8 protein-coding genes and 1 tRNA gene are annotated in these 7,757 nt (G+C 64.4%); all 9 read left to right on the forward strand.

Annotated features, from left to right (window positions below):
- Nucleotides 1-381 (forward strand): EF-Tu C-terminal domain-related protein (locus AC1DXV_RS28240; RefSeq protein WP_477936727.1); only part of this gene is annotated, 381 nt, incomplete at its 5' end.
- Between the two features lie 18 nt (nucleotides 382-399).
- Nucleotides 400-475 (forward strand) — tRNA-Trp (locus tag AC1DXV_RS28245).
- 111 nt (nucleotides 476-586) lie between these two features.
- A complete protein-coding gene (gene secE / locus AC1DXV_RS28250; protein WP_477864861.1) occupies nucleotides 587-970 on the forward strand; it encodes a preprotein translocase subunit SecE in 384 nt (127 codons plus the stop codon).
- Between the two features lie 10 nt (nucleotides 971-980).
- The gene (gene nusG, locus AC1DXV_RS28255; RefSeq protein ID WP_477864852.1) at nucleotides 981-1,580 is read left to right on the forward strand and encodes a transcription termination/antitermination protein NusG; all 600 of its coding nucleotides are present in this window, start codon (nucleotides 981-983) and stop codon (nucleotides 1,578-1,580) included.
- A gap of 164 nt (nucleotides 1,581-1,744) precedes the next feature.
- Nucleotides 1,745-2,176, forward strand: a complete 432-nt coding sequence (gene rplK, locus AC1DXV_RS28260) for a 50S ribosomal protein L11 (RefSeq protein WP_047510949.1) — start codon at nucleotides 1,745-1,747, stop codon at nucleotides 2,174-2,176.
- Between the two features lie 2 nt (nucleotides 2,177-2,178).
- Entirely contained in the window at nucleotides 2,179-2,889 is a 711-nt protein-coding gene (gene rplA / locus AC1DXV_RS28265) for a 50S ribosomal protein L1 (RefSeq protein ID WP_477864853.1), read from the forward strand.
- Between the two features lie 265 nt (nucleotides 2,890-3,154).
- The gene (rplJ, locus tag AC1DXV_RS28270) at nucleotides 3,155-3,685 is read left to right on the forward strand and encodes a 50S ribosomal protein L10 (protein WP_477864854.1); all 531 of its coding nucleotides are present in this window, start codon (nucleotides 3,155-3,157) and stop codon (nucleotides 3,683-3,685) included.
- A gap of 42 nt (nucleotides 3,686-3,727) precedes the next feature.
- Nucleotides 3,728-4,108 (forward strand): 50S ribosomal protein L7/L12, encoded by a 381-nt coding sequence (rplL, locus tag AC1DXV_RS28275; RefSeq protein ID WP_477936729.1) that lies wholly within the window; start codon nucleotides 3,728-3,730, stop codon nucleotides 4,106-4,108.
- A gap of 311 nt (nucleotides 4,109-4,419) precedes the next feature.
- Nucleotides 4,420-7,757, forward strand: a 3,338-nt coding sequence (rpoB, locus tag AC1DXV_RS28280) for a DNA-directed RNA polymerase subunit beta (RefSeq protein ID WP_477936731.1), incomplete at its 3' end; no start/stop codon positions are given.

A 7,757-nucleotide genomic window follows, 5' to 3' on the forward strand; every position in this document is an offset into this window, starting at 1 on the left:
GGCCAGGCAGGCGACAACGTCGGCATCCTGCTGCGTGGCACGAAGCGTGAAGACGTGCAGCGCGGCCAGGTGCTGTGCAAGCCGGGCAGCATCAAGCCGCACACGCACTTCACGGCCGAGGTGTACGTGCTGAGCAAGGAAGAAGGCGGCCGCCACACGCCGTTCTTCAACAACTACCGCCCGCAGTTCTACTTCCGCACGACGGACGTGACCGGCGCGGTGGAGCTGCCGAAGGACAAGGAAATGGTGATGCCTGGCGACAACGTGAGCATCACGGTGAAGCTGATCGCCCCGATCGCGATGGAAGAAGGCCTGCGCTTCGCCATTCGTGAAGGCGGCCGCACCGTCGGCGCCGGCGTCGTCGCCAAGATCCTCGAGTAATTTGCGTTTGAAGGCCACAGGGGTATAGCTCAACTGGCAGAGCGCTGGTCTCCAAAACCAGAGGTTGGGGGTTCGATTCCCTCTGCCCCTGCCAATCGGTGAAGTTGGTGGGGTTGAGATTGGTGGCCCAAGCAGCCCGCACGGCGACGAAAAGTCCCGGCGGGCTTTGCTGCTGAAAAGCGGCACATGTTTTTTGAAGAGCGAAATGTCGAATCCACAAGTCGAAACCGTCTCCACGGGCACTGACAAGGCCAAGCTCGCCGCCTCCGGCGTGCTGGTGATTGCGGCCGTGGCGGCGTTCTATGCGCTCGGCAAGCAGGACCTCTGGCTGCGCGTCGGCGCCCTGGTGCTGCTGCTGGTGGCCGCTGTCGGGCTGTTCTTCACGTCCGAAAGCGGCAAGCAGCTGATCGCCTTCGGGCAGGATTCGTCGCGCGAAGTCCGCAAGGTCGTCTGGCCGAGCCGCAAGGAAGCGACGCAGATGACGCTGTACGTCTTTGCCTTCGTGGTCGTGATGGCGCTGTTCCTGTGGTTCACCGACAAGACGCTCGAATGGGTGTTGTACGACCTGATCCTGGGCTGGAAGCGTTGAGGACATCCTGATGAGCGAACAACAGCCCAACGAGCAAACCGCGGCCGAAGCCGTGCCCGCGCCCCTGGCGCCGGCCGGCAACAAGCGCTGGTACGTGGTGCATGCCTATTCGGGCATGGAGAAGGCCGTCGAGCGCAACCTGCGCGAGCGCATCGACCGCGCCGGCATGCAGGAGAAGTTCGGCCGCATCCTGGTGCCGATGGAAGAGGTCGTCGAGCTGAAGAACGGCAAGAAGGCCGTGACCGAGCGCCGCTTCTTCCCGGGCTACGTGCTGGTCGAGATGGAAATGGCCGACGACACCTGGCACCTGGTGAAGCACACCAGCAAGGTCACCGGCTTCGTCGGCGGTGCGAAGAACCGCCCGGCGCCGATCTCCGAAGCCGAGGTGATGAAGATCGTCACCCAGATGCAGGAAGGCGTCGAGAAGCCGCGTCCGAAGGTCGAGTGGGAAGTGGGCGAACTGGTGCGCGTCAAGGAAGGCCCGTTCACCGACTTCAACGGTGCGATCGAGGACGTCAACTACGACAAGTCCAAGGTGCGCGTCTCGGTCACGATCTTCGGCCGTGCCACGCCGGTCGAGCTCGACTTCTCGCAGGTCGAGAAGGTCTGACGGCCTGAAGAATTCGGGCCCGGATGGCGGCCCGGCAAGGCAACTTGCCAAAGGCCATCCCGTTGATGCCGGTGACGAGACACCGGTACGAGGAGCAAGGGTAACCAGCCCCTTGCGTTGGCACTCAAGGCCCGTCTGCCAAGGCAGGCCTCTCTGGAGAAATCATGGCAAAGAAGATTGTCGGCTTCATCAAGCTGCAAGTACCGGCCGGCAAGGCCAACCCGTCGCCCCCGATCGGCCCGGCCCTCGGCCAGCGTGGCCTGAACATCATGGAGTTCTGCAAGGCGTTCAACGCGCAGACCCAGGGGCTGGAACCCGGCCTGATGCTGCCGGTCGTGATCACCGCGTTCGCGGACAAGTCCTTCACGTTCATCATGAAGTCGCCCCCGGCGACCGTGCTGATCAAGAAGGCGATCAAGCTCGACAAGGGCTCGGCCAAGCCGCACACCGACAAGGTCGGCAAGATCACCCGTGCCCAGCTCGAAGAGATCGCGAAGACCAAGGTCAAGGATCTGACGGCAGCCAACATGGATGCCGCCGTTCGCACGATCGCCGGCACCGCCCGCTCGATGGGCGTGACCACTGAAGGAGTCTGAGCATGGCCAAGCTGACCAAACGCCAAAAAGCCACCGCTGGCAAGGTCGACAGCACCAAGCTGTACGCCCTCGACAACGCGCTGGCCATCGTCAAGGAATGCGCGACCGCCAAGTTCGATGAATCCATCGACGTGGCCGTGCAACTCGGCATCGACGCCAAGAAGTCCGACCAGGTCGTTCGTGGCGCCGTCGTGCTGCCCAACGGCACCGGCAAGACCAAGCGTGTCGCGGTGTTCGCGCAAGGCGCCAAGGCTGAAGAAGCCCGTGCCGCCGGCGCCGACATCGTCGGCATGGACGACCTCGCCGAGCAGGTGAAGGCCGGCAACCTGAACTTCGACGTCGTGATCGCTTCGCCGGACACGATGCGGATCGTCGGTACGCTGGGCCAGATCCTCGGCCCGCGCGGCCTGATGCCGAACCCGAAGGTCGGCACCGTGACGCCCGACGTGGCCACCGCGGTGAAGAACGCGAAGGCCGGCCAGGTGCAGTTCCGCGTCGACAAGGCCGGCATCGTCCACAGCACCATCGGCCGTCGCTCGTTCGACGCCGACAAGCTGGTGGGCAACCTGCGCGCGCTGATCGAGGCCCTGAACAAGGCCAAGCCGGCGTCGAGCAAGGGCATCTACCTGCGCAAGGTGGCGGTGTCGTCGACGATGGGCGTGGGCGCCCGCGTGGACGTCGCTTCGATCAACGCGTCGGCAACGGCCGCCTGATCTGACAGATCGAGGGCTGGCACGAGTCTGGTGCCGGTCCGATGAATTGGTGGGCTGGTCCGGTGCAAACCGGGCCAGGCCATCCAAGACCGCAGGCGTGGCCCCCGGGCCGCTTAATCGACGAGACGGTGGCGACACCCGATCCGAAGCCCGCGCAGATGGCGATCCCACTGGCAAGGAATTCCGGTTCCAAGGCAGAGGTCGCTGAATCGTGGTGTGTCCTGAGGCATCCCTGCCGACGGACACGATGTGTGAGGAGCAGACCTTGAGTCTCAATCGCAACGAGAAAGCAGCCGTGGTGACGGATGTGGCCGCGCAAGTCGCGCGTTCACAGACGTTGGCGCTGGCCGAGTACCGTGGCCTCACCGTGGCTCACCTGGACGCACTGCGCAAGCAGGCTCGCGACAAGGGCGTGTACCTTCACGTGCTGAAGAACACCCTGGCTCGCCGTGCCGTTGCCGGTACGTCGTTCGAGGTGGCCGCGGAAAGCTTCGTCGGCCCGCTGATCTACGGTTTTTCCGAGGACGCCGTTGCCGCGGCCAAAGTCATCGCCGACTTTGCCAAGGGCAACGACAAGCTCGTCATCAAGGCTGGTGCGTACGCCGGCAAGGTCCTGAACGCCGACGGCGTGAAGGCCCTGGCCAGCATTCCCACCAAGGAAGTGCTGCTGTCGCAGCTGGCCGGCCTGCTGATGGCACCGGTGCAGCGCACGGCCGCCGTCCTGGCCGCGCTGGCCAAGCAACGTGGCGAAGGTGCTGCAGAAGCAGCCCCCGCCGCCGAAGCTGCCGCAGCCTGAAGACGACCCTCTCAACCTTTACCTGATCTCTAGGAACCCAAAATGGCATTCGATAAAGACGCATTCCTGACCTCGCTGGACAGCATGTCGGTGATGGAACTCAACGACCTGGTCAAGGCCATCGAAGAGAAGTTCGGCGTGACCGCCGCTTCCATGGCCACCGGCGGTGGCGGCGGCGGCGGCGGCGCTGCTGCTGCTGTCGTTGAAGAAAAGACCGAATTCAACGTCGTGCTGCTCGAAGCCGGCGCGAACAAGGTGTCGGTCATCAAGGCCGTGCGCGAACTGACGGGCCTGGGCCTGAAGGAAGCCAAGGACCTGGTCGACGGCGCTCCGAAGCCCGTCAAGGAAGCCGTGCCCAAGGCCGACGCAGAAGCCGCTGTCAAGAAGCTGGTGGATGCCGGCGCGAAGGCCGAAGTCAAGTAATTCGGCTGGTCAGCAGCGGGCTGGGCGCCGGTTCACGGCCCCAGCCTTTTGCGCTTCAGGGGTTTGTCCCCCTGAGGGCACCTGAAAAGGCGGGAGCAACGACAATGTCGGACTTCCCCTCCTTTTCAAGTGTTCTCTGATCCGACTGCAGAGAACGGGTTTGGTCGGACTCCGGTGCAATGCCGGGGTTGTCCGCCAGCGGTTGGTAGTGGCCAGCCACCAAGCGTCGAACGCAATGTTCGAAAGACAGTCGCCGACGGGAGCAGGCCTGGGCCCGGTTCTGTTCCCCGATACGGAGTGAGAAATCACATATGGCGCAGCACGCAACCCCCTACAGCTACACCGAGCGCAAGCGGATTCGCAAGAGCTTCGGCAAGCGCGAGAGTGTCCTCAACGTTCCCTATCTGCTGACGATGCAGAAGGAGTCGTACGTCGCCTTCCTCCAGAAGGACGTCGCTCCGCAGAAACGCAAGCCTGAAGGCCTGCAGGCCGCTTTCCTCTCCGCTTTCCCGATCGTGTCGCACAACGGGTTCGTGGAGATGAAGTTCATCGAGTTCAACATGGCCAAGCCTGCGTTCGACACGCGGGAGTGCCAGCAGCGTGGCCTGACCTACGCCGCTGCGGTGCGCGCCAAGCTGCAGATGATCATCTATGACCGCGAGTCGCCGCAGGCGAAGACGGTCAAGGAAATCAAGGAACAAGAGGTCTACATGGGCGAAGTGCCGCTCATGACCGACTACGGTTCGTTCATCGTGAACGGCACCGAGCGCGTGATCGTCTCGCAGCTGCACCGCTCGCCGGGCGTGTTCTTCGAACATGACAAGGGCAAGACCCACAGCTCGGGCAAGCTGCTGTTCAGCGCCCGCATCATTCCGTACCGCGGCTCCTGGCTCGACTTCGAGTTCGACCCGAAGGACATCCTGTACTTCCGCGTCGACCGCCGCCGCAAGATGCCGGTGACGATCCTGCTGAAGGCCATCGGCCTGAACCCGGAATCGATCCTCGCGAACTTCTTCGTGTTCGACAACTTCCGCCTGATGGACTCCGGTGCCCAGATGGAGTTCGTCGCCGACCGCCTGCGCGGCGAAGTGGCCCGCTTCGACATCACCGACAAGAACGGCAGCGTCGTCGTCGAGAAGGACAAGCGCATCACCGCGCGCCACACGCGCCAGATCGAGCAGAGCGAGACGCAGTTCATCAGCGTGCCGGAAGACTTCCTGGTCGGCCGCGTGCTGGCCCGCAACATGGTCGACCCGGACACCGGCGAGATCATCGCGAAGGCGAACGACGAGCTGACCGATTCGCTGCTGAAGAAGCTGCGCACCGCCGGTGTGAAGGAGATGCAGTGCCTCTACACCAACGAGCTGGACGAAGGCGCCTACATCTCGCAGACGCTGGCCGCCGATGAAACGGCCGACCAGCTGGCCGCGCGCGTCGCCATCTACCGCATGATGCGCCCCGGCGAGCCGCCGACCGAAGACGCCGTCGAAGCGCTCTTCAACCGGCTGTTCTACAACGCCGACACGTACGACCTGTCGCGCGTGGGCCGCATGAAGTTCAACGCCCGGGTCGGCCGCGACGTGCCGGAAGGCCCGATGACGCTGTCGAACGACGACATCCTCGACGTCGTGAAGATCCTCGTCGAGCTGCGCAACGGCCGCGGCGAAGTCGATGACATCGACCACCTGGGCAACCGTCGCGTGCGCTGCGTGGGCGAACTGGCCGAGAACCAGTACCGCTCGGGCCTCGCCCGCATCGAGAAGGCCGTCAAGGAACGCCTCGGCCAGGCCGAGACCGAAGCGCTGATGCCGCACGACCTGATCAACTCCAAGCCGATCTCCGCGGCGCTGAAGGAGTTCTTCGGTGCGTCGCAGCTGTCGCAGTTCATGGACCAGACCAACCCGCTGTCCGAGATCACGCACAAGCGTCGCGTCTCGGCCCTGGGCCCGGGCGGCCTGACCCGCGAACGCGCCGGCTTCGAAGTCCGCGACGTGCACCCGACCCACTACGGCCGCGTGTGCCCGATCGAGACGCCGGAAGGCCCGAACATCGGCCTGATCAACTCGCTCGCCCTGTACGCGCAGCTCAACGAGTACGGCTTCCTCGAGACGCCGTACCGTCGCGTGGCCGACGGCAAGGTGACGATGCAGATCGACTACCTGTCGGCCATCGAGGAAGGCAAGTACGTGATCGCGCAGGCCAACGCCTCGCTCGACGCCGACGGCAAGCTGATCGACGAGCTGGTCTCCGCGCGTGACAACGGCGAGTCGATCCTGACCTCGCCGGAGCGCATCCAGTACATGGACGTGGCGCCGACGCAGATCGTCTCGGTGGCCGCCTCGCTGGTGCCGTTCCTCGAGCACGACGATGCGAACCGCGCGCTGATGGGCGCCAACATGCAGCGCCAGGCCGTGCCGACGCTGCGCCCCGAGAAGGCGCTGGTGGGGACCGGTGTCGAACGCGTCGCCGCCAAGGACTCGGGCACGGTCGTGGCCGCGCGCCGCGGCGGTGTCGTGGACTACGTCGACACCAACCGCATCGTGATCCGCGTCAACGACAACGAGACGGTGGCCGGTGAAGTCGGCGTCGACATCTACAACCTGATCAAGTACCAGCGTTCGAACCAGAACACGAACATCCACCAGCGTCCGATCGTCAAGCGCGGCGACACCGTCTCCGCCGAGGACATCATCGCCGACGGCGCCTCGACCGACATCGGCGAGCTGGCGCTCGGCCAGAACATGCTGGTCGCGTTCATGCCCTGGAACGGCTACAACTTCGAAGACTCGATCCTGATCAGCGAACGCGTGATCGCCGACGACCGCTACACCTCGATCCACATCGAGGAACTGGTGGTGATGGCGCGCGACACCAAGCTGGGCTCGGAAGAAATCACGCGCGACATCCCGAACCTGAGCGAGCAGCAACTGGCTCGCCTGGACGAATCGGGCATCGTCTACGTGGGCGCCGAGGTCAACCCGGGCGACACGCTGGTGGGCAAGGTCACGCCGAAGGGCGAGACCACGCTGACGCCGGAAGAGAAGCTGCTGCGCGCGATCTTCGGCGAGAAGGCCTCCGACGTGAAGGACACCTCGCTGCGCGTCGACCAGGGCACCAGCGGCACCGTCATCGACGTGCAGGTCTTCACCCGCGAAGGCATCCAGCGCGACAAGCGCGCGCAACAGATCATCGACGATGAGCTGAAGCGCTACCGCCTCGACCTGAACGACCAGCTGCGCATCGTCGAGGCCGACGCGTTCGACCGGATCGAGAAGCTGCTGTCGGGCAAGATCGCCAACGGCGGCCCGCAGAAGATCGCCAAGGGCACCGCGATCGACAAGGCCTACCTGGCCAGCGTCGAGAAGTACCACTGGTTCGACATCCGCCCGGCCGATGACGACATCGCCAACCAGCTCGAGTCGATCAAGAACTCGCTGGAGCAGACGCGCCACAGCTTCGACCTCGCGTTCGAAGAGAAGCGCAAGAAGCTCACGCAGGGCGACGAGCTGCCGGCCGGCGTGCTGAAGATGGTGAAGGTGTACCTGGCCGTCAAGCGCCGCCTGCAACCCGGCGACAAGATGGCCGGCCGCCACGGCAACAAGGGCGTCGTGTCCAAGATCAACCCGATCGAGGACATGCCGCACATGGC

The organism is Rhizobacter sp. P3_C12 (assembly GCF_056402735.1).